Source organism: Christiangramia oceanisediminis (genome assembly GCF_022570735.2).
GTDB classification, from domain to species: domain Bacteria; phylum Bacteroidota; class Bacteroidia; order Flavobacteriales; family Flavobacteriaceae; genus Christiangramia; species Christiangramia oceanisediminis.
The window spans coordinates 722,077-742,696 of the sequence record NZ_JANCNS010000002.1 but is presented as its reverse complement, the minus strand read 5'-3'; the positions used below and the strand labels follow the sequence as shown (position 1 = coordinate 742,696).

Sequence of the window (20,620 nt, the reverse complement as noted above, 5' to 3'; positions counted from 1 at the left end):
GCCTGTTTTTTTATCTTTAAACTGAATAATCAGGATCTGCCGTTATTTTGTTTCTGGATCGATTCGGAATCAAAAGTTTAAAGTTCAACCAATTTAGATAAAGGGTCGATTTTTCTTCTTAAAACTGTTATTCAGCTAGTTACTATATAAATTTACAGTTTTATTTCTTATGCTGAATGATTAATTTGGGATACATTCAACAGGAAATTTCTAAATTTGAAATTCAATCCAACATACAAAATATGCAGGTTCAGGAATTGCTCCAGAAAAATTCAATCGCCAATAAATTTATCGCCCAGTTGAGGGATGTAGAGATTCAGAAGGATCGCCTTCGGTTTCGAAAGAATATTGAAAGGCTTGGAGAGATCCTCGCCTATGAGCTTAGCAAGGAACTAAAGTATAACAAAGAACATTTTCAAACACCACTGGGAGAAGTTGATGTTCCGCAACCCGAAAGCGACCTGGTGATCTGTTCTATTCTTCGTGCCGGTCTACCCCTTCACCAGGGCCTGCTGAATTATTTTGATGACGCCGAAAATTCCTTTATTTCAGCATACAGGCATCATCCAGATAATGATGAGAAATTCGAGGTCCTGGTAGAATATATGGCATCGCCTTCCCTGGAAGGAAAAACCCTTTTACTGGCCGATCCCATGCTGGCTACCGGAACTTCTTTTGCAAATGTCCTGGAAGCATTAAAACCCATGGGAACTCCTGCGAAGATCCACCTTGTTTCGGTGATAGGATCTGAAGTTGGGATCGAAAACCTAAAGGAAATTTTTCCGCCAAATTCCAAATTATGGATCGCCACCATTGATAAGGAACTCGACCAGAACGGCTATATAGTACCTGGATTAGGTGACGCGGGAGACCTGTGTTATGGCACCAAGAAACAGCATTAAAACGGGTAACCTATCGCGAAGTTGAATACCGGTTTGTCGAATTCGAAAACCCATTCAGGCCCGCCAGGTGCTGTAGGATCATGCAAAGGTGCAGCCAGGTCGAACCTGATCACGAAACTCTGAATATCCACCCTTAAACCTACTCCTGTACCAATTCCCAGTTCGTTGATAAAATTGCTGTTGAACTGTCCTACTCCAGGCTCGTTCCCGGGATCGTCCTGAAGATCTGGATTCACATCACTCGTCCAAACGTTTCCGGCATCCACGAATACCGCACCATTTAAATACGTAATTAAAGGAAAACGATATTCAGCATTAGCTTCGAGACGAATATTACCATTCAGGTCACGATAACCTGGATCTCCATCTGGTGGTGTATAGGTTCCAGGACCAAGGGACCTTGTACGGAATGCCCTCACACTATATGGTCCACCAGCAAAGAATTGTTTACTGTAGGGCATCACTTCTGAATTTCCATAGGGAAGGCCATAGCCCGCATAAAGACGGGTAGCGAGTACCTGCGAGTTTCCCATCCTGATATGATACCTGAAATCGGCATCCAGCTTGGCAAACTGGGCATACTTCAATCCTAAGACTTCTTTTTCACCATTTTCAGTTTCACTCGCAAACAGGCTTAATGTATTCCCGGCTATTTCGAAATTTGAATTCAAAAAGAAAACATGTTTTTCGTTAGGATCAATGATCCCGTTATAGGTGAACGAATAATTAAGTCCCGCAATAAATTCATCCCTGAAACTGGCCTCCAAAAACGGATTCTCTCTCAATATATCCTCAAATTCGGGAGTGGTATCCCCCAGGCTCAGGTAATTCAAACTTATGGGATTAATTTCATGAGACACATATTCATTGGCGTTCCAGTAATAACCAAAATCAAAGTGTAAAGTAGTTAGGCTGAAAAGTTCACTTCGGGTCAGATAATCGGCTCCCAGGCTTATTTTGGTCTTCGGAATGGAATATTTAAAGAAATCGGTGTTCAGGTTAATGGGAAACAGCATCCGCGGAATGATCAGGTCATTGGTAAGGCCTAACTGAATACTATTCCTGCCCGCCTCTCCTGCCGACCCCGACTGGAATTCGAAACCAAGATTGGCTGATGCATGATAGCTCTCTCCTCCCTTGAACAGGTTTCGGTTCGAAAAGGTCAATGCCAGATGTGGACCGGTAAAATTATTAGATTTGGTTACGGCCTGCAATTCGGCCCTTATCGCCCTTTTCTTAAGCGGAGACAGGTAAATATTGGCTTCCAGCAAACCTATGCTATCGGTAGCCAGCGTATCTACCTCGTCGTAGCGAATGTTCACGAATTTATAAGAGCCAATAGATCCTAATCTACGACTGGTATTCCTTGACTTTTCAGGATCCCAAAGATCGCCGTTTTCGATTAGAATATAGGGATCCAGGTATTTGGGTTTGAAGATCACTTCCTGCTGGAAATAATTCTTTTCCTCGTATCTCTTGAAGTTCTTTGTTAACGAATCTTCATCTACATTATAATTGGCATATACATTTACGTTGGTTATTCGATAGGGAATTACCGATTTTGGAGGAACATCCTTTTTCAGTCTTAAATAAAGATCGAATCTTTTTTTGTTGACATACTGGTTGGTATCGGCTTCAAAAATGAGGAAGCCGGGATTAAAGTTATAGTATCCTTTCTTTTTCAGCTGGGTATCCAGCCTTTCCCTTTCGGCCTTTAACCGTGGAAGGTCAAAACGCATTCCCTTTTCCAGTAGCGTTTCTTCCATATGATTTTGGATCTGACGGTAAACCAGAAGCGTATCGGTATCTAACTGGTAAGTTTCCATCAAATAAGGCTCGGGAACGATTAACCTATAGTCGGTACTTGCCACCTGTTCTTCTTTGTTTTCGGTTACTTCAGACTCCACCCGGCTATAAAAGAATCCACGATTCTCAAGTCTATTCAGCAGCAGGTCCTCTGTATTGGTGATCTCGATATCTGAAAGATAAACCGGTTCCTCTCCCAGGTTCTTATTCAGGAATTTATTGATAAAACCTGGCTTTTCCCTTTGCGCTTTATAATGAAAGTAAAGACCCGGACGCATTCCCAGGAATTTTGAATTAGGTGAAGGTCTGATTACCGATTCCAGTTGGGTTATCAACTGTTCTTTTTGCTCGATCGTTGTATCACTCTCGATCTCGATATTGGCACCGGTATAGAGTAATTCATTATCTGGAATGAACTTTTTTACATTACAGGAATAGCAAAGGCAAATCAAGATCAATATGTAGCTTATCCTATTTTTCATCTTCACTCTGATTTTCCTTGGTTTCGTTTTCCTGCTTTTTAACTTCATCGGCAACTGCCTTTTCGAAGATGTTTTTAAATTCATTGAATTCCTTGGTAAATATCAGTGCGATACCACTAACGATGATCTGTCCGTCGATCACATTCTCAAACTGGCTTCTGTTGAATCCTTTCAGTCTCCAGGTGCCATTTGGATCCAGAAGGTAAGCGATGCTCACGTTTCCAATTAGCGGCGTGCCCTGCTGCCCGGGCTGATTTCCACCCTGAATATCTACTTCGCTTCCTACTTCCACGATTAAGCGGTCTTCCATAAATGCTTTCTGGGCATTTATATCCAGCTGGGTTCTGTCTTCCGGGGTATTTCCCTGGTAATCGGTAAAACTATCCAGCTCAAAATTAAGCTGCACTCCACTTTCGCCCAGGATCCTGCTGGAAAGCATGTTCAATTGGTCAGAAAGTGCATCATTCAGGTTGTCTCTCGCCACAGCCAGGGTTCCTCCACTTGCGCCAGTGCTACCCGATTCGGGGAAAAACCGATTTAAAACCAGCAACGAAAAGACCTGCTTGTTCAATTCCTGTTCCTGGTTGTTCAATTGCTGAATTCGGCCATAAACCTGTCCGTTTACTGCTCCCTGCTCATCCTCTGGCATGTCTAGGTTAAAGGTCAATTTTGGTTCGGTTAATTCTCCGTCCACATTAAGGTAAACAAAGAATGGCAATTCCTGCCTGTATTGTCTTTCCAGGTCCTGGTTAACCCCAGAGATCTGACTGGCCATTAAGGCCGAAGCAGAGGCTTCCACCTCGTAGATCGCCCGCACGTCGAGCTGGGCGTTAAAGGGATCACCAGACCAGGAAACCCGGCTGCCATCGGCGATATCGAAACGTCTTTCTACCAGGTTATAAAGGCTCATTCGGTAAAATCCGTCATTGATCTCATATACACCGGTAAGTGATATACGGCCATTAGGGTACATGTCGAATAACAGGTCCCCCTCCCCTTTTACCTGGAACTGGTCGCCGGTATCTTCGTTCAGTATCACATTAAATTCAGCTCCCTCCTTTACATTGATGCGCGCAGAAATATCATAACCAGAAACTGTATACGATTCTTCCTGAGGCTGGGAAAGGATATCATCCGGATTTTCCTTATTCACAAAGATCACCACCCCGTCCCGTTCTTCCATTTGTATCTCGTTCTCTGGGATCACATAGAAGAATTTTGTTTCCTTCTTTATGGTCACCGATCCATCTACTACCGGTAAATTAAGGTCTCCTGTGATCTGGGCATCTACGTCTATTACGGCTTCTCCATAGAAAAGTTCGTTATCTTCCTTGGTTGAACTCAGCAGTTTGAAATCCTGTGCTTCCAGATCGAGATCAAAGCCCGGGTTAAGCAGGTTCTCTGTATCTACTTCACCATTAACCACGAATGCATTATTGCGGGCATCCTGTATCCTGAAACTGTTGAAATATACTGCATCATTTTCAAGCCTGAGTTGCTCGTCTGGCAACGTAAATGTTGCGTTTACATAAGCAATATTGAATTTGGCCTGGTCAAAGTTCAGTTCGCCCTGGTATTGGGGTTCGGTCACATTTCCTGTTATGCTGAAGTTTCCTGAAAAAGAACCACTGGTATTGGTCAATTCTCCCTGTGAAAAACCTTCCACCGCACTCATCTTAACTTCGTTCAGGTCCAGATTTAGGTCCAAATCTGCCGAAGGTTCCGCAGCGGTGTAAGAGCCAGTAAGATCAAGGTCTACTTCACCGCCTTTTACCGCCATTTCAAAATCATATTCATTGAAGCCGGTGGAATTACCTTTTATGTCCATTCTATTGAGATCTACCCCAAGTACCTGAAGTTGATTTACGTTCAGGTTGGCCAGGATTCCGCTTTTTCCGAAAGGATCCTCATACACCAGCCTTCCGTTTAACTGTCCCGTTGCCAGTTCATTTTCAGGGTTTAGATAGGTCAACAGGGCAGCCAGGTTGAAATTTTCAAAATCCATACCCAGGTGTTCTTTTTCAACTCCTGTAAGATCATTCGTTATTCTCATTTGTTGCTGATTTCTGCTTAAAATGAAATCTTCAAAATTCAAATAACCTTCCGAATAACTTACCTGATTAGAGCTGGCGATCTGCCAAGGATTTCGGTTCAGGATAAGTTTCTCTGGTTTTATATGGAATTTAAGAGTATCGCCCTTAAAATTTAACTGCGACTGAACAAAGACCAGGGAATCCTCCTCAAAACTTGAGGCGAAATCAAGGTCCAGTTTCTGGTCAATCACCCTTCCCGAAAAACGGGTCTTTTTGATGGCCAATGGACCGGCATCCAGGGACTTGAAACCAAACTCAAAATTCAGGTCTTTCTCATTTGATTCCATCTCTACCTCAAGACTATCGATCTCACTATTGAAATAGTTGATGTATGGTATGGATACCATAGCGTCGAGTCTTCTTTCCTCTTCGCTGAAATTCATATCTATGTCTATACTATCCATTTCCTGGAGGTTAACAAGAAAAACCTCGTTTAAGATAGGGGTTTCCACGATATGCGCCTCCAATTTCAGGTTAACGGGATTGGTAACCGTATCTTCCACAACGCCTTCGGTGATATATCTTCTAAAATGCCTGTTTATCGCAGCAGTGAATGCAGCGGGATCGGCATTTGACTGCAGATCCAGTTTCAGCGCCCGGTTGGATACCTGGATGGAAGTGGTATCGGGTCTTACATAAGCCGAAGCATCAAGGTTGCCCAAAAGGTAGGATTCATTATTATAGACGGCCACACCATCCCTTATTTCGGCTTCGGCCTCGTAGCCATCTGGCAGGCTGCGGAACCAGCCATCCAATTGAAAACCGGTTCTTATATTTCGTTGAGTCACATTAAGGGCTCCAAGATCGGCTCCTTCGAGATCCAGGTCGAAGTCTATCCTGGTAGAAACCGTATCCAGTTCCAGCACAGAGCTGGCCTGCATATTAAGATTCTGGTCTTTGTAAGTAAGGTTTACCGGGCCTTTGCCATCTTCCAGTTCCCCGGTGATCGAAATATCCTTGAATTCATAGTCATTATAAGTGAAAGAAGTGATATTAGATTGAAGGTTGGCATCCAGGTCATTTACTCCACTCCCACTTCCCTTCAGGCTTAAACTAAGGCCAATTTCTCCCAGGGCCTCATTTTGGAGAAGTTCTCCCAGGGCGATACTATCCCCCTTTATTTCGGCGTCGAAGGCGATGGCATCGGCAAAATCGAATTCACCGGTAATATTCAGGGCACCATCTGAGGTGATCAGTTCAGAATTGGTCTTTAAGCGAGAGCTGCTGCCGGAAAAGCTTCCGGTTAGTTTAATTTCCTGCGGAAGCTTGATCCCGAGATCTGCCTCTTTAACAAAATTGAGAACATCGCTCTTTTGAGTTTTTACTGTAGCCGAAGACAGGTCATAAACCAGGGATTCAGGATCCTGAAGGTCATATAGTTTTCCTGTTCCCGAAATTCGGGTGTCGTTCCAGGCCAGATCGAGATCGTCGATACTCAGGTCATTGAGAGTACCGCTAAGCCTTAGATTTGCTTTTACCGGATATCCTGCCAGCGAATCTAAATACTGGTTTTCTTCCAGGGACGGCTGGAAGCGATAAAGATCGCTAACGAGGATATTCAAAATACTGATATTGGCATTCATTCTAACCTCGCCAGGCTGATTGATAAGCTCGTTAATACTTTTATAATCCAGACCTATAGAACCAGAAAGCCGATTCTGGTTTAGTGCGATTCCAATTTGATCGACCTGTAATTTTTTATCGGTAAGCAGGGCCTGCAGGTCGAACCTGTCTAATTCAATTCCCGAACCCTCTTTAAATTTTATGGCTTCGATATTAAGCCTGGCTTCTTCCTTTTGGTAAGCAAACTGGTTAGCTTTAAAGATCAGGCTGTCCAAAGAGATGGCATTGGGATCGAAAACACCTTTTTTAACTTCGGCATTATTCACGAAATAATCGAAAGAATTGTCTTCAAGGTTGATCCTGTCTATCTTAATGTTCCATCCCGGCCATTCAAATTCGGTAGTTTCAGAAGGTTCTTTGCTTTGCTGGGCGACTTCAGGTTGCTGCATTCGTATGCCTATATCCGAATTTTTAAGCGTGATACCTTCGGAAGTGATCGCCAGTTTTTTCATATCCATTTCAGAATTTTCCAGCTGAAAATCTGCGATCTGGAATTCGGTATCAAGAGAATCTGGTTTTGACCGATAGCTTCCTGAAATCTGCTTCAGCTTAAGATCATTAACAGAAATTATAGGTTCCGGCGGGGGAAGACTATCACTGGGAGGAACGGCCTTTGTTTGGGTGTAATCTATCTGTGCATCGCTGAGCACTGCCTGGTCTGCCCGGAAGATCATCTCCTGAAGATCGGTTTCAGTAAGTCCTATTTCAAGTGAATTAAACTTTATACTGGCATCGATCCCGGTCACCGCGTCCTGGTAAAGAATATCAAAATCATTCAGGTTTATATCACCAATATTGATCTCCATTGGAGCTGAGGTAGTATCGGTAGTCGGGGCGGTTTGAGTGGTATCTGCGCTTCCGAAGGCATTCAGCAAAAATTCATAATTAAAGCCGTTTATGGAATCCTGGCGAATGATCCTTGCCTTCAGGGTATTGGCCTGCAGCTCATTTAAACTGAAACTGTTTCCCTTTATAATTGGCCAAAAGGGAATAGCTGCAGAGATGTTTTTAGCGTAAACGAGGGTATCCCCATCGGGTTCTTCGATATATAATCCTTCAATGCTGATGTCACCATCGAACTCGATAAAGATCCTGTCAAGATCTATTTTCGCATCGGTCTTTTTTTCGATATTCGAGATGAGGCGGTTCTTAATGAAATCCTGACCCCATGGACTGCGTACAAAAAGCACTAAAATCAGTAATAATATAAGTATTCCCAGGATGATCTTTCCCAGGATTTTTAGGATTTTAAGGAGAATTCTGCGGGTTTTAGCCAAAAACTTGATTTTAGTTTATCTTCAAAGGTATTGTATAGGTAAGATAAAGAGAAGAGCTGTAAACCCAATTTGTTCTAAACTTCTGTTAAAATCTGCTGAAAACACTAAGTTCACTGGCTTTTTATAATCTCAAAAAATACATGGAACTGGAGATTTTTTCCACAGGATATCGGTTTTTCCACAATTTTAAGGCCTGTATGAAATTACTGGCCACTATATCCTAAAGCCACTCGATAAAATGCATAATAATCTCTCAGGCACCGTTATTGCTGACTTTAGTTGAAATATTAATAGTAAGAATTTATTGAGTAAAAGGAGAATGATGGCGAGATGGCATTATTCTAGCATCTACACTATTCGAAAGACTGAATACTAAAATCAATTCAACATTAAAAAAACATTATGAAAAGAGTAATAACAGTAACTGTTTTAGCTGCGGGGGTGCTTACCTCCTGTGTTTCGAAAAAGAAATATGTGGCACTGGAGAGTGAGCTGAACGATACCAGAAGTACCCTTCAGAAAACACGAGTAGAAAAAGAGGAGATCGAAGATAAATATGCACGTATAGAGGAGCGAGTAGCCGACTATAATGCCAAGATCAATTCCCTTAGAACTGAAAATGAGGGGATGATGGAAATGAACGATCTAACGGTGATGTCTAAGAACACCAAAGCAAAAATGCGCAGTACCATTGCCAAAATGGATCCAGAAAAAGTAAAAGGGGCCAAGACCTTAGAAGACTCTATCAACCTGGCTGTTTCTCATAATCTTAAAAAGAACATTAGTGAAGGAGCTGATGAAGATGATATCGACATTAGCGTTGATGAGACTGTAGTAATGATCAATGTTTCAGATAAATTATTGTTCGGTACAGGAAGTTACAGGGTTACCAAGGAAGCACAGCCACTACTTAAAAAACTGGCTGAGGTGATCAACAGCGAACCTGCCATGGAGGTAATGATCGAAGGTCATACCGACGACAGAACTATGGTAAAGGATTCTTACCTGAAAGACAACTGGGACCTTAGTGTTAGAAGAGCAACGTCTATAGTGAGGTTACTTCAGGATAAATATGAAGTAGATCCTTCTAAATTGATCGCTGCAGGTAGAAGCAGTTACCAGCCTTTAGTAGATAATTCTTCCAAGGAAAATATGGCTAAGAACAGGAGAACCAGAATCGTGATCATCCCGAACCTTGATAAATTCTTTGCAATGCTTGAAGACCAGGAGAGTGTTGCCCAGAATTAAGATAAAAGATCCTTCATCTTTTAGGGAAGCCATCGTGCTTCCCTTTTTTATTTTCTAAAAGCTTTAACTTGATTTAACCTGGGCTTATAATTTATTCCAACTTTTAAAGCTTACATTAAGGAGAACTAAAATTTGAACGATGATGGAAAAGAAAGTGAATAGACCTGAAGAAGAAAAAAAGAAAGGAAAACCTGACAATCTTCCGTATAATCCTGATGTGACCAGTGAAGACAAACAGGCCCTGAACCAAAAAGGCCGTTCTATGAACAAGGGACAGGATAAGGATTTAGACAGGGAACGCGATGTAGATTTTACTTCTGATGAAATGGATATACCTGCCAGCGGAGCCAATGACCCGGAAGAAGGTGACCTGCCAGATGCGCAGAATTACCAGTACAATAAAAAAGGAAAACGCGAAGATTGGGAGAAATCAAAAGACCACCCAAAATCAGATAAAAAGATCTAATTAACTTAAGCCCGGAAACGGGCTTTTTTTAAATGATATACCAAAGCATCAAACTGCTTATTAGACCGGTAAATGCAATTATACACGTCATTACCGTCCAGGAGCTGAAGGTTTGTTTTTCGGTTAAACCCAGATACTGACCCACCAGCCAGAATCCGCTATCATTTACATGTGAAAAGCTGGAAGCACCTGCAGCAATCGCAATTACCACTAATGAAATCTGTGCGGGATTATAAATACCATCTCCAAGTACGGGTGCTGTAATCCCTGCAGCGGTTATCATTGCCACGGTAGCCGAGCCCTGCAAAACCCTCACCAGTAAAGCAACCAGGAACCCGAATAATAGCGGGTTTAAAATACTTTGATTCAAGGCCCCTGCGATCATCTCCCCCGAACCGGTGGCGATAAGGATCTGTTTAAAAGCTCCTCCTGCCCCTGTGAGCAAAATGATTATACCAGCAGACTGGAAGGATTTGGTAGCGATTTTTAGAAGAAAGTCCTTCCCCATTCCGCGCCGAATTCCGATGAAATACCAGGCCAGCAAATTGGCGATGATCAGCGCCGTGAAGGGGTGGCCAATTAAATTGATCATATATAATACTCCTGAAGGTATCCCTGTTGTGGAAACCATTGTGCTATTTACAAGAGTGCTTAGTACGATAAGCACGATGGGAACACTAATTATCAACATGATCAATCCTGCTGATGGTGGGTTATGGATCTCCTTCTCTTCGACCTTTGCAAATTCCCCGGGGACAATATGAATCCTCCTGGAAATAAACCTGGCGAATATGGGACCTCCCAGAATGGCAGCTGGAAGACCTGCCAGGAATCCGAATAAAATTACCCAGCCAAGATCGGCTCCAAGTATATCGGCAACCGCAATTGGCCCCGGTGTAGGTGGTATAAAGGCATGGGTGATGGCAAGCCCGGCGAGTAATGGAAGGGCGTATAACAAAAGAGATTTGCCCGTACGCTTGCTAAGCGCATAGGTGATAGGAACGAGAATTATAAAGGCCACATCAAAAAATACCGGGATGGCCACTGCAAAGCCGGAGATCATCATAGCCCAGGGAGCCCGTTTTTCCCCGGTTCGTTCCAGCATATAGGATGCCAGTCGCTGTGCACCTCCCGATTGTTCAAGGATTCCGCCGAATAAGGCTCCAAGTCCTACCACGGTTGCCACGAATCCCAGGGTGCTTCCCATCCCGTCCTTCATGGTATCCAGGATTTCCAGTGCTGGCATTCCTGCCATCATTCCAACGATGATACAAGAGATCAAAAGGGCGAGAAAAGCCTGGATCTTCAGTCTTAAAATAAGAAATAACAAAATTCCAATTCCGGAAAGAACGGCAAGTAATAATTGAAATTCCATCAATTTTTAATTTTCCAGTGAGTTCGGTAAAATTCTCCACGTGGCTTATCGGTCCTTTCGTAAGCATGTGCACCAAAATAATCCCGCTGTGCCTGGATCATATTAGCAGAGCTTTGAGAAGAGGTGAAATTCAGAAAATAATTGATCGCTGAAGCGGTTACCGGCATAGGGCAGCCATAAGACATCGCCTGGGTTCCAACCTCGAGAAGTGCCTCCCGGGACCTGTTCGCTAGCTTTACAAAATTCGGATTCAGAAGTAGATGTTCCTTCGGATTATCCTTAAAACTGTCTATTAAACTGTTCATCAGGGAAGATCGTATGATACATCCATTGGTCCAGATTCTTGAAATTTCGGAAAGATCCAGCTCCCAGTTGTTTTCTTCAGAAGCCTTATTTAACAAATCAAAACCTATAGAATGATTAACGACCTGTACAAGCCTGAATGCTTCAAATAATTTTTCATGAATCCCATCGTATAAAACTCCATCTAACTTTTTAAAGTTGAATAAAGCAGCCGCACGGGTTCTTCGTTCCTTATCCCCCGAGATATTCCTTGCCATTACAGCAGCTGTAATGGTATCCAGGGCAACGCCATATTTGAGGGCTGCCTCTGTAGACCAGCCACCGGTTCCCTTCTGCCCTGCCGCATCAAGGATAAGATCGAGCAACAGTTCGTCATTTTCCTTCCGGTGTAGGATATCGATCGAAATCTCTAGAAGATAACTATCCAGTTTTTCATTCCACTTTGCAAACATAGCCGCGATCTCCTCCACCGGCATATCCAGGAAAAAACGCATATAATGATAGAATTCCGCAATTAGCTGCATTTCGCCATATTCTATCCCGTTATGCAGCATTTTCACAAAATGACCGGAACCGCCAGGACCTATGTAGCTGCAACAGGCTTTTCCCGTTTTGTCCCTGGCCGCGATACTTTCCAGGATAGGCGCTACTCGTTCATATGCATCTTTAGAACCGCCGGGCATAATTGAAGGACCGTTACGAGCACCTTCTTCCCCACCAGATACGCCGGTTCCCAGGAACAGAACTTCTTTATTTTGAAGTTCAGCGATCCGCCGCTGAGTATCTTCATAATGGGAATTCCCGGCATCAATGATAAGATCGTCTTTCTCCAGGTACGGAAGTAATTCTGAAATAACAGAATCCACAGCCGGTCCTGCCTTTACCATTAACAGGATATTCCTTGGCCTGGGAAGATATTTTAAGAATTTCTCGAGATCACTAAACCAGCTAAAATGATAAAGTTCCTTATTCTCATCGGCAAAGTTTCGGGCTATATTTTCTTCAGCTCCCCTGACTTCCCGATTGTAGACCGTAACCGAAACCTGGTTGTCTGCCATATTCAGGGCCAGTCCCTGCCCCATGACACCAAGACCTATAATTCCAATCTTGGGTTTTTTGATCTCCTGAAGGATTTTGTTCAAAGTTTTTTCAGGTGACAGGTTAGTGCGCATATGAATTCCGTAGGCGGGCGGTTCCAATGTATCGAACTGCGAAGTAAGAAGTTCGGGATTAAAGAAATGTTCCCTTCTTGAACGCATCCGGTCGCGAATGGTTTCGAAACTTTCGTAGAGATAGATCCATTCAATTCTGGATCGGGTACGGTTCATTAGGTATTCCCTGTAAATTTCTTTTAATGCTGAACAGGTAAAAACGGCTCCACCTTTATCCTCAACCCTGTTAATCTGGCCGGCAATCGCTTTTAACCATGCCTGGCGATCCTCATCGTTCAGAGGATAACCATCGGTCATTTTTTTTATATTTTCCGGTGGATGAAATTCGTCTCCCTCAAAAAAAGGAATATTCAATTCAGAAGCCAGGGCTTTGGCAGTACTGGTCTTTCCTACCCCGGCAACGCCCATAACGATATAGATAGGTTTCCCCTCTCCTACTGACATTATTTTTTCTTATACAGTTTAAAGTCAAGAGAATATTTTCCAGGTCCGGTTAAAAACAGAAGCAGAAAACCAGATGCATACAGTAAGGGTAATTCCTGTTTACCGAAACCATCGGGGATATGCACGATGAGTGCAGCGGTAAGCATGGTAATAAATAGCGGAATGCTGGAAATCCTGGTAAGAAAGCCAAAAATTATAAATATCGAACAGAAGAACTCTGCGAAAACGGCAAATGCGAAGGTAAATGTTTCTCCAAACCCTAAAGGATCGGCAAAACTGATCTCATCAGGTCCAAAAAAACGGAGAAGTTTGGACCAGCCATGGGTTAGCATTAAACCACCTATAAAAATGCGGAATAGTAGCAGGCCAAGATCAGTTCTAAAAAGGTTTAAATTGGTTGAATAGCTGTTTTTCATTTGGGCAAATTTCCTGAAAGCTATTAAAAATTCCTGAATAAGTTAACATATGCTTCGGTCATATCTCACATAAAAACCTATTTTTGGGAAAAATTTCATGCCCAAAATTCTGGTGATCGGTTATGTTTGGCCTGAACCCGCTTCTTCTGCTGCGGGTTCCAGAATGATGCAGTTACTCCAGCTGTTCAGGAAAATTAACTACCAGGTTATATTCGCAACTGCGGCAAAAGAAACCGAAAACATGGAGGATCTTGGTAGGCTGGGAATTCAAACAGAAAAGATCAGGCTTAACCATTCATCTTTTGATGACTTCCTGGCTGAAGTAATGCCCGAAATTGTTCTTTTTGACCGCTTTATGATGGAAGAACAATTTGGCTGGAGAGTGGATAAAATCTGTCCCGGTGCGATAAAGATTCTCGATACCGAAGATCTTCATTTTTTACGGAAAGCCAGGGAGCAGGCTATCAAAAAGCAGCTTGCGGAAGCGGAGCTATACCAAGAGCTGGAAATAACCAAACGTGAAATTTCGGCTATTTATCGCTGTGATCTTAGCCTTATAATTTCTGAGTTCGAAATGAATTTGCTTCAGGATGAATTCAGGGTTTTACCTGAGATACTTCTTTACCTGCCTTATTTACTTGACATTCCCGATACTCCTGATATTGCCGGGTTTCCGTCATTCGATCACCGAAAGGATTTTTTGTTCATCGGTAATTTTCTGCATGCCCCAAACTGGGATTCGGTCTTGTTTTTAAAAGAAAAGATCTGGCCGGGTATCAGGAAGAGGCTTCCGGATGCAAACCTGCACATCTATGGTGCCTATGCGACAGAAAAGAATTTTCAGCTTCGAAACAAGCAACAGGGATTTTTTGTGCATGGCTGGGCCAGCGATTCTTCGAAGCTAATGCAGCAGGCCAGGATTTGTCTTGCTCCCATTCGATTTGGGGCCGGACTGAAGGGAAAGTTCATTGATGCCATGCAGAACGGAACCCCATCGATTACCACTAAAATAGGAGCTGAAGGGATTTCGATAGATGATTCCTGGCCAGGTTTAATTGTCGAGGAACCTGATGATATCATTGAAAAATCGATTCAGCTTTATGAGGATCAACAGCTTTGGCAACAAAAACAGCTGGAAGGATTTGAACTGCTCAGGATTCGATTTGATCAAAAAAGATTTTCAGAAGCTCTGATTTCTGAAATCCAAGGTCTAAAAACCAAATTACATAAACATCGCAAGACCAATTTCACAGGGGAAATGCTGAAACATCACCTGCATCGCAGTACATATTTCATGTCACGATTCATCGAAGAAAAGAACAGGGATAAAAATTAAAAAACCGCTGGCGGCTGAAGCATCCAACGGTTTTCACTACACAAAAAAACTGTTTTAGTTATGGTGATTTACTGCAGGTTATATTCGGGCCTGTTAGTAAAAAGCTTATCATTCAATTTTTGTAGAACCTCGATCTTATGACTGGTTTCTACCAGCAATGAAATATTATTATTGCTTCCGCCATAAGAGATCATTCTCACCGGCACATCCTTTAATATTTCGAATATCCTGGAACTGCTTTTATCTTCGATGAGCCCCTCTCCTACCACGCAAATAATGCTATGTTCGAAGTCTACATTTACTTCGCCGTAATTGGATAGTTCAGCAAGGATATTGTCCAGGTTTCTAACATCATCTATGGTAAGCGAAATGGCAATCTCTGAAGTTGTGATCATATCGATAGCGGTTTCATATTTATCAAAAACCTCGAAGATCTTTTTAAGGAAACCATGAGCCATAAGCATACGGTTAGACTTTATCTTGATAGCCGTAATGCCGTCTTTTGCTGAAATCGCCTTCAGACCTTTACGGTCGGTTAAGGAGCTAATACAGGTTCCCTGTGCTTCGGGTGTAAACGTATTCTTCAGGTAAACGGGTATGTTCTTTCCAATTACCGGGGAAATGGTTTGCGGATGCAGGATCTTGGCCCCAAAATAGGCCAGCTCTGCGGCCTCCTCAAAGCTCAACTGGGAGATAGCATGGGTGTTTTCCACGTAACGCGGATCGTTATTATGGAGTCCGCTAATGTCGGTCCAGATCTGAATTTCTTCGGCGCGTATGGCAGCTCCCAGGATGGTTGCCGTATAATCGCTTCCTCCTCTTTTAAGGGTACTTACTTCCATTTTCGAATTAAGCCGAACAAATCCCTGCGCGATCAAAATATCGGTTTGTTCCGTATTTTTCAGGATCTCGTTCAAAAGTTCTGCGACATGTCCCGTATCTGGATTCTCAAGATTTTCGATATGCATGAAATCACGAGAATTCAACAGCGTATTCTTAATTCCCATAAAATCCAGGTACCTGCTAAAAATAAAGGTAAGCATGGTCTCGCCTGTAGTGAGGATCTTCGCATTGATCTCTTCATTCCAGGACTGGGTTGCATGATGCTGAAGTTCAGCCAGAAGGTCATTAATATGCTGTTTAACACGAGTATTTAATGAATCCTGGGGTATAAGCTCATTTATCAGGTTAAAATGCTTTATGCGAAGCGCCTCGATGTTTGGAGAAATAAGGCTGTTATGATCATTTTTGCAGGCCTCTGAAATTTCCACCAGGCTGTTGGTCACTCCGGACATTGCTGAAAGCACCAGCATTTTAGTTCCGTCCTGGGAACGTATAATTTCCTTTACGTTTCTTATACTTTCTGAAGATCCTACAGAAGTTCCGCCAAATTTTAAGACTTTCATAGCTAAGGTTTTGCGGCTGCATAGGTATTACTATTTTGGAGCGGTTCAAAAACTCACATTCATTTTATATACATTTGCACAAAATGTTTAATAATTAACAAATGAAGACAATAACCACCGTTGTTCATGATATTATAAGGCACCAGCCTTTCCTGGATGATGCAATAGCAAGGGATATTGTAAATTTTAGTGGACTCGCAGCAGATATTCAGCCCCAGGTAGAAAAAGAAATGCGAAAACCTGTTAAACAGGGAAGTATTATCATGGCATTAAGGAGGTATGCTCCAAAGAGAACCAAGATCGATATGAAAAGTTTGCGGGAAATGGGTGATATTATCGTTCGTTCCGGAATAACCGAATACACCTTCTTAAATTCGAAGACCATAATAGCGAATAAGGCAAAATTGCTGGAAGCCGTTAAAGACCAAACAGGCGTTTATCTCAATTATTCAAGTAATTACCAAGAGAGTAATATATTGGTGTCTACGTCTTTGACAGATCTGGTTGAAAAATGTTTCAGGAGTGAAGTACGGGTTTCCATCAAGGAGGAATTGTCATCAATAACCATAGGTTTGCCTAAGAACAGTTCTCAGACAGTGGGATTGTATTTTTACATTTTTAAGCTTCTGGCTTATGAGGGAATTCCTGTATTTGAAATGATTTCTACCTCGAATTATTTTGCACTTTTTCTGGAAAAGGAATATATCAATAAGGCATTTTTATTGTTGAACGAGATCAAAAAGTGATCTACCAGTATTCGTAATAAACGCCGGTCATTGCAACTATGGTCACCACGATAACTAATGCGATGGCTATAAAAATCGTTTTATTATGAAAGTTCTTTTTATAGCGCATAAAATTATCCTCTCCAGGACGGGAAGTTGTTGGTTGTTTGGTTGGCATAAAAATCTAAATTTTATCGAATCGGCTTCAAGATACTAAAAATCAAATACTTAATTATACCGGTCTTTCAAGTTTTATTAAAAATACCCTTTTAGGGGTACTGCTGAATTAAATTTAGAGGCTAATTTATTGCGGATGAAAAATATCATCAGGGCATTACTGGCAGGATGGGGTGCCAGGAAATTTGGGGGTGGCTGCGGCTGTTTTGGAATGATCGTGGTATTCATCATTCTGTGGATCCTCCCTGGATATTTAGGTCTTGGATAATTATTTATTTATAATCTTCAACCAACGCGCTCCACTCCATACTTTTTAGTGAGCGAATCAAGACCGGATTTATCTTTTTAAGCAAAGGAGAATCTTTTGGAAAGGAATAACTATAATAATCTTTCTTTAAACTTTGCGAGAGAATTTCCAGCTCATCTTCAAGATTTTGCTGCTGAATAAGATATTTTAGAATGGGCTCATCATACACAAAAATGTTCACCTCTTCATTCAACAGGGCCTGTATCGCTTCCATTTCATTGTTAAACAATTTACTCTCTATATTATAAAGTTCAAGTAATTCCTGGGAGCTTGAACTATTAACGGTAGTAACATCAAAACGCTGTAGATCCTGAACGGCACCAATTTCTTCGTTTATACTTTTAACAGTAAGTGAGGAAGCAATTCCCGCCGTGAAACTTGAAATAATGATCACCGCCAGAAACATCCAGATAAGGCCAATTATACGACCTCCGGTGGTTCTGGGGGATTTGTCTCCATAACCAACGGTAGTCATGGTTACCGCGCTCCACCAGAAGCCCTGCATGATGCCTCGAAAACCTTCGCCAAATTCTTCCCTATTCTTTTTTCGTTCAAACAGCCAGGCCAGGAATCCGAAGATGAATATCACAAGCAAAAGGAGAAATACGACCTTAAAGAAATCCCAACTGAAGAAATTTTTGATATGCCTTAAAAGGGTTGATTCCCTTCTTTGTACCAGGCTGGTATGAGAGATAAAATAAGGCTGGGAGAAATCCATCCTTTTCATGCGTTGTTCCGTGACAGTGATAGGATTTACGCTCATGTCTACCTCTCCTTTTTCTATTCCAGCAAGAAGGCTATTAAGATCATCATATTCACGAAATTCATATTCGGCCTGCAGTTGTTCGTTCACCAGTTTCCATGACGAGATGCTCAAGCCTGAGTAGCCATATGGTTGTTTCTCTACGAAAGGAGGTGTTTCGGCAATCCCGATGATCAATTTTCCCTTGGGAGTGGCGGTTGAATCAGGTTGTGCAAATGAAATATGACTTCCGAAGAAAACTAGAAACGCAATCAATAAAGATCTAACAAACATTCTGGAAATTTTAAGAACTGGCAAAATACTATAGGCTTTTGAAAATTCAATTCTTAATGGAATCTTTTTTGAAAATATAGGCCATGTTCAGTTTTTTACGGCCAAATTCCCTTGCTTTAGCTACATCTTCTCCCATATAGATATCCACCTTGTTCCGCCAGCGATAGTGCATTTTATCCTTAACCAGGAAAATACTGTCAAAACCCTCTATTTTAACCTTGGAGTTATGACCAAGCCCCAGTTTCATAAGGTCACGCGAAATAGCAATGGCATTCATTCCGGGTTTTAAGGTATCGCCCCAGGCCGTGATATTTGGATCGCCTTCTGTTTGATAACCTGTAGAATTGTAGGCTGTTACCGTGACACATATCGTATCCCAGTCAACTTCATCTTCCCTGTCCTTCATATTTCTGCAGGATGCACATAGCAAAGTGCATAAAAGGAGAACTGTAATTTTATTTAAGGAATCTGCCAGAATGCTATTCATGAACTATAAGGTAAATCCATCGGGGTACTCCCGCTTCACGAACTGGTTCGCTTCATCAAAGTTGGTTACCCGCATATTTTCAGCATCCCAGATCATTTTTAGATCCCTGCCTGGGTAAGAGACCTTGTTTCCTTTTTTCTTCTGAATGTCATACCCCCTTATTGCCAGGTTGGCAATTAAAAGAGATTCGGTCAAAGGACCCGCGATATCGAAAGGTGAGCTAACTTCCATATTGCCATAACCAGCAATAGCGGCTTCCACCCATTGGGCATAATGTCCATTCATACCTCCAGGGACTCGTTTGTATTTTTGAGGCACCGTTACCTGATCGGTTTTTGAAGTGGGTAATAATCGTGGATTCGTTCCGTAGGTTCCGCACATCATCTTCCCTTTGGTTCCAATTATAAGGGCCCCATTACTGCCATCACCAAATGTTTCTTCGGGACCTAATTCTTCAGGACGCATGGGTTTAATACCACCATCCATCCAGTGCAGGTTGATATCTTTTGAATTGGAATCCTCGAATTTCATGATCACATGGCTAGATGGCGGACAACTTTCCGGGAAATATCCTCTGGCAAATGCATCAACATAGACGCTTCCCACGCTGCACTCCACCTCTTTTGGATATTTTAAGTCCAGAACACTAAAAGGTGGTTCAATTAGGTGACAGCCCATATCTCCAAGGGCACCGGTTCCGTAATCCCACCAGCCACGCCAGTTAAACGGCACTAATCCGTCTATATATTCCTTGTATGGTGCAGTTCCAAGCCATAAATTCCAGTCCAGTTCAGCAGGGATCGCGGCGTTGGACTTTGGCCATGGAATTCCCTGTGGCCAAATAGGCCTGTCTGTCCAGACATAAACTTCTTCTACCTCACCAATTATACCTGCATCATACCATTCTTTCATAAGCCTTACCCCATCGCCTGAAGCTCCCTGATTTCCCATTTGGGTTACTACCTTATGTTTTCTGGCCCCTTCGGTTAACATCCTGGCTTCATAAATATCATGCGTAAGCGGCTTTTGAACATACACATGTTTTCCTCTTTCCATGGCCGCCATGGTTTGCACGGCATGATTATGATCTGGAGTAGAAACACAAACAGCATCAAAATTATTGGCTTCCTTATCCATCATCTCCCTGTAATCCTTGTAATACTTGGCCTTCGAGAACTTTCTTCTGGAAGCTTTTGCCCTGCGGTCATCTACGTCACATAAAAAGGCAATTTCAGCCTTTCCGCTTGAATGAAAACTTTTTAGATCGGTTTCACCTTTTCCACCTACCCCAATACCGGCAATTATCAACTTATCACTGGGAGCAATAAAACCCGGTCCGCCCAGAACATGGCGTGGTACGATCATAAAGCCTCCGGCAGCAACAGCCGATTTTTTCATAAAATCACGTCGGGATTCCCTGATATTCTTTTTAGTTTCTTTTTTCATAATTAAGTAATTGGTTGGTTGGTTTTTCAGGTGAACTATTCATTTTTAAAGTTATTTGATTAAAATGGAAATTCCAACTATGACAAAATGTAA

General features: G+C 42.2%; 16 protein-coding genes. 6 read left to right on the top strand and 10 right to left on the bottom strand.

Translation table 11 applies throughout. The features are described 5' to 3' along the window. The first annotated feature begins 242 nt into the window (after positions 1-242). Entirely contained in the window at positions 243-902 is a 660-nt protein-coding gene (gene upp / locus MKO06_RS10785; protein WP_241551181.1) for a uracil phosphoribosyltransferase, read from the top strand. Here upp and tamL read toward each other — a convergent pair. Both tamL and MKO06_RS10775 read right to left on the bottom strand, forming a co-directional pair. Then, positions 899-3,190, bottom strand: a complete 2,292-nt coding sequence (gene tamL, locus MKO06_RS10780) for a translocation and assembly module lipoprotein TamL (RefSeq protein ID WP_241551180.1) — start codon at positions 3,188-3,190, stop codon at positions 899-901. The genes upp and tamL overlap by 4 nt on opposite strands. Further along, positions 3,180-8,183 (bottom strand): translocation/assembly module TamB domain-containing protein, encoded by a 5,004-nt coding sequence (locus MKO06_RS10775; protein ID WP_241551179.1) that lies wholly within the window; start codon positions 8,181-8,183, stop codon positions 3,180-3,182. Before MKO06_RS10775 ends, tamL begins: the two co-directional genes overlap by 11 nt. A gap of 402 nt (positions 8,184-8,585) precedes the next feature. On the opposite strand from MKO06_RS10775, the gene MKO06_RS10770 reads away from it, so the two are divergent. Both MKO06_RS10770 and MKO06_RS10765 read left to right on the top strand, forming a co-directional pair. Further along, complete coding sequence (locus MKO06_RS10770) at positions 8,586-9,431, top strand: OmpA/MotB family protein (RefSeq protein WP_241551178.1); 846 nt, start codon at positions 8,586-8,588, stop codon at positions 9,429-9,431. Between the two features lie 139 nt (positions 9,432-9,570). Beyond that, positions 9,571-9,897 (top strand): hypothetical protein, encoded by a 327-nt coding sequence (locus MKO06_RS10765; protein WP_241551177.1) that lies wholly within the window; start codon positions 9,571-9,573, stop codon positions 9,895-9,897. 28 nt (positions 9,898-9,925) lie between these two features. Here the strand turns inward: MKO06_RS10765 and MKO06_RS10760 are convergent, their stop codons facing one another. The 3 genes from MKO06_RS10760 to MKO06_RS10750 are packed head-to-tail and all read right to left on the bottom strand — an operon-like array spanning position 9,926 to position 13,607. Continuing rightward, complete coding sequence (locus MKO06_RS10760) at positions 9,926-11,272, bottom strand: GntP family permease (RefSeq protein WP_241551176.1); 1,347 nt, start codon at positions 11,270-11,272, stop codon at positions 9,926-9,928. Next, entirely contained in the window at positions 11,272-13,191 is a 1,920-nt protein-coding gene (gene gndA, locus MKO06_RS10755) for an NADP-dependent phosphogluconate dehydrogenase (protein WP_241551175.1), read from the bottom strand. The genes MKO06_RS10760 and gndA overlap by 1 nt, the downstream gene beginning before the upstream one ends. After that, a complete protein-coding gene (locus MKO06_RS10750; RefSeq protein ID WP_241551174.1) occupies positions 13,191-13,607 on the bottom strand; it encodes a DoxX family protein in 417 nt (138 codons plus the stop codon). Before MKO06_RS10750 ends, gndA begins: the two co-directional genes overlap by 1 nt. Before the next feature lie 97 nt (positions 13,608-13,704). Here MKO06_RS10750 and MKO06_RS10745 point away from each other — a divergent pair, with 97 nt between their 5' ends. Then, complete coding sequence (locus MKO06_RS10745; RefSeq protein WP_241551173.1) at positions 13,705-14,943, top strand: glycosyltransferase family 4 protein; 1,239 nt, start codon at positions 13,705-13,707, stop codon at positions 14,941-14,943. Between the two features lie 68 nt (positions 14,944-15,011). Here MKO06_RS10745 and MKO06_RS10740 read toward each other — a convergent pair whose 3' ends face one another. Further along, positions 15,012-16,349: an aspartate kinase gene (locus MKO06_RS10740; protein ID WP_241551172.1), complete on the bottom strand. Its 1,338-nt coding sequence runs from the start codon at positions 16,347-16,349 to the stop codon at positions 15,012-15,014. Between the two features lie 101 nt (positions 16,350-16,450). Between MKO06_RS10740 and MKO06_RS10735 the strand changes: the two genes are divergently transcribed. Then, complete coding sequence (locus MKO06_RS10735; RefSeq protein WP_241551171.1) at positions 16,451-17,095, top strand: hypothetical protein; 645 nt, start codon at positions 16,451-16,453, stop codon at positions 17,093-17,095. 1 nt (position 17,096) lies between these two features. Here the strand turns inward: MKO06_RS10735 and MKO06_RS10730 are convergent, their stop codons facing one another. After that, on the bottom strand, positions 17,097-17,252 hold the full coding sequence (locus MKO06_RS10730) for a hypothetical protein (RefSeq protein WP_241551170.1): 156 nt from the start codon (positions 17,250-17,252) through the stop codon (positions 17,097-17,099). Between the two features lie 135 nt (positions 17,253-17,387). Between MKO06_RS10730 and MKO06_RS10725 the strand changes: the two genes are divergently transcribed. Beyond that, the gene (locus MKO06_RS10725; protein ID WP_256946175.1) at positions 17,388-17,519 is read left to right on the top strand and encodes a hypothetical protein; all 132 of its coding nucleotides are present in this window, start codon (positions 17,388-17,390) and stop codon (positions 17,517-17,519) included. Between the two features lie 4 nt (positions 17,520-17,523). Here MKO06_RS10725 and MKO06_RS10720 read toward each other — a convergent pair whose 3' ends face one another. The 3 genes from MKO06_RS10720 to MKO06_RS10710 all read right to left on the bottom strand — a co-directional run bounded on the left by MKO06_RS10720 (position 17,524) and on the right by MKO06_RS10710 (position 20,527). After that, positions 17,524-18,594: a transporter substrate-binding domain-containing protein gene (locus tag MKO06_RS10720; RefSeq protein ID WP_241551169.1), complete on the bottom strand. Its 1,071-nt coding sequence runs from the start codon at positions 18,592-18,594 to the stop codon at positions 17,524-17,526. Positions 18,595-18,640: 46 nt separating this feature from the next. Beyond that, positions 18,641-19,000 (bottom strand): 3D domain-containing protein, encoded by a 360-nt coding sequence (locus MKO06_RS10715; protein ID WP_241551168.1) that lies wholly within the window; start codon positions 18,998-19,000, stop codon positions 18,641-18,643. An 84-nt stretch (positions 19,001-19,084) separates the two neighbouring features. Further along, entirely contained in the window at positions 19,085-20,527 is a 1,443-nt protein-coding gene (locus tag MKO06_RS10710; RefSeq protein WP_241551167.1) for a Gfo/Idh/MocA family protein, read from the bottom strand. Positions 20,528-20,620: the final 93 nt, after the last annotated feature.

Excerpts from the sequence above, each read along its gene's own strand:
- MKO06_RS10735 (WP_241551171.1), top strand. The coding sequence starts at position 16,451 with ATGAAGACAATAACCACCGTTGTTCATGATATTATAAGGCACCAGCCT.
- tamL (WP_241551180.1), bottom strand. The coding sequence starts at position 3,190 with ATGAAAAATAGGATAAGCTACATATTGATCTTGATTTGCCTTTGCTAT.
- upp (WP_241551181.1), top strand. The coding sequence starts at position 243 with ATGCAGGTTCAGGAATTGCTCCAGAAAAATTCAATCGCCAATAAATTT.
- MKO06_RS10715 (WP_241551168.1), bottom strand. The coding sequence starts at position 19,000 with ATGAAGGACAGGGAAGATGAAGTTGACTGGGATACGATATGTGTCACG.
- MKO06_RS10760 (WP_241551176.1), bottom strand. The coding sequence starts at position 11,272 with ATGGAATTTCAATTATTACTTGCCGTTCTTTCCGGAATTGGAATTTTG.
- gndA (WP_241551175.1), bottom strand. The coding sequence starts at position 13,191 with ATGTCAGTAGGAGAGGGGAAACCTATCTATATCGTTATGGGCGTTGCC.
- MKO06_RS10765 (WP_241551177.1), top strand. The coding sequence starts at position 9,571 with ATGATGGAAAAGAAAGTGAATAGACCTGAAGAAGAAAAAAAGAAAGGA.
- MKO06_RS10720 (WP_241551169.1), bottom strand. The coding sequence starts at position 18,594 with ATGTTTGTTAGATCTTTATTGATTGCGTTTCTAGTTTTCTTCGGAAGT.
- MKO06_RS10740 (WP_241551172.1), bottom strand. The coding sequence starts at position 16,349 with ATGAAAGTCTTAAAATTTGGCGGAACTTCTGTAGGATCTTCAGAAAGT.
- MKO06_RS10710 (WP_241551167.1), bottom strand. The coding sequence starts at position 20,527 with ATGAAAAAAGAAACTAAAAAGAATATCAGGGAATCCCGACGTGATTTT.
- MKO06_RS10730 (WP_241551170.1), bottom strand. The coding sequence starts at position 17,252 with ATGCCAACCAAACAACCAACAACTTCCCGTCCTGGAGAGGATAATTTT.
- MKO06_RS10770 (WP_241551178.1), top strand. The coding sequence starts at position 8,586 with ATGAAAAGAGTAATAACAGTAACTGTTTTAGCTGCGGGGGTGCTTACC.
- MKO06_RS10745 (WP_241551173.1), top strand. The coding sequence starts at position 13,705 with ATGCCCAAAATTCTGGTGATCGGTTATGTTTGGCCTGAACCCGCTTCT.
- MKO06_RS10725 (WP_256946175.1), top strand. The coding sequence starts at position 17,388 with ATGAAAAATATCATCAGGGCATTACTGGCAGGATGGGGTGCCAGGAAA.
- MKO06_RS10750 (WP_241551174.1), bottom strand. The coding sequence starts at position 13,607 with ATGAAAAACAGCTATTCAACCAATTTAAACCTTTTTAGAACTGATCTT.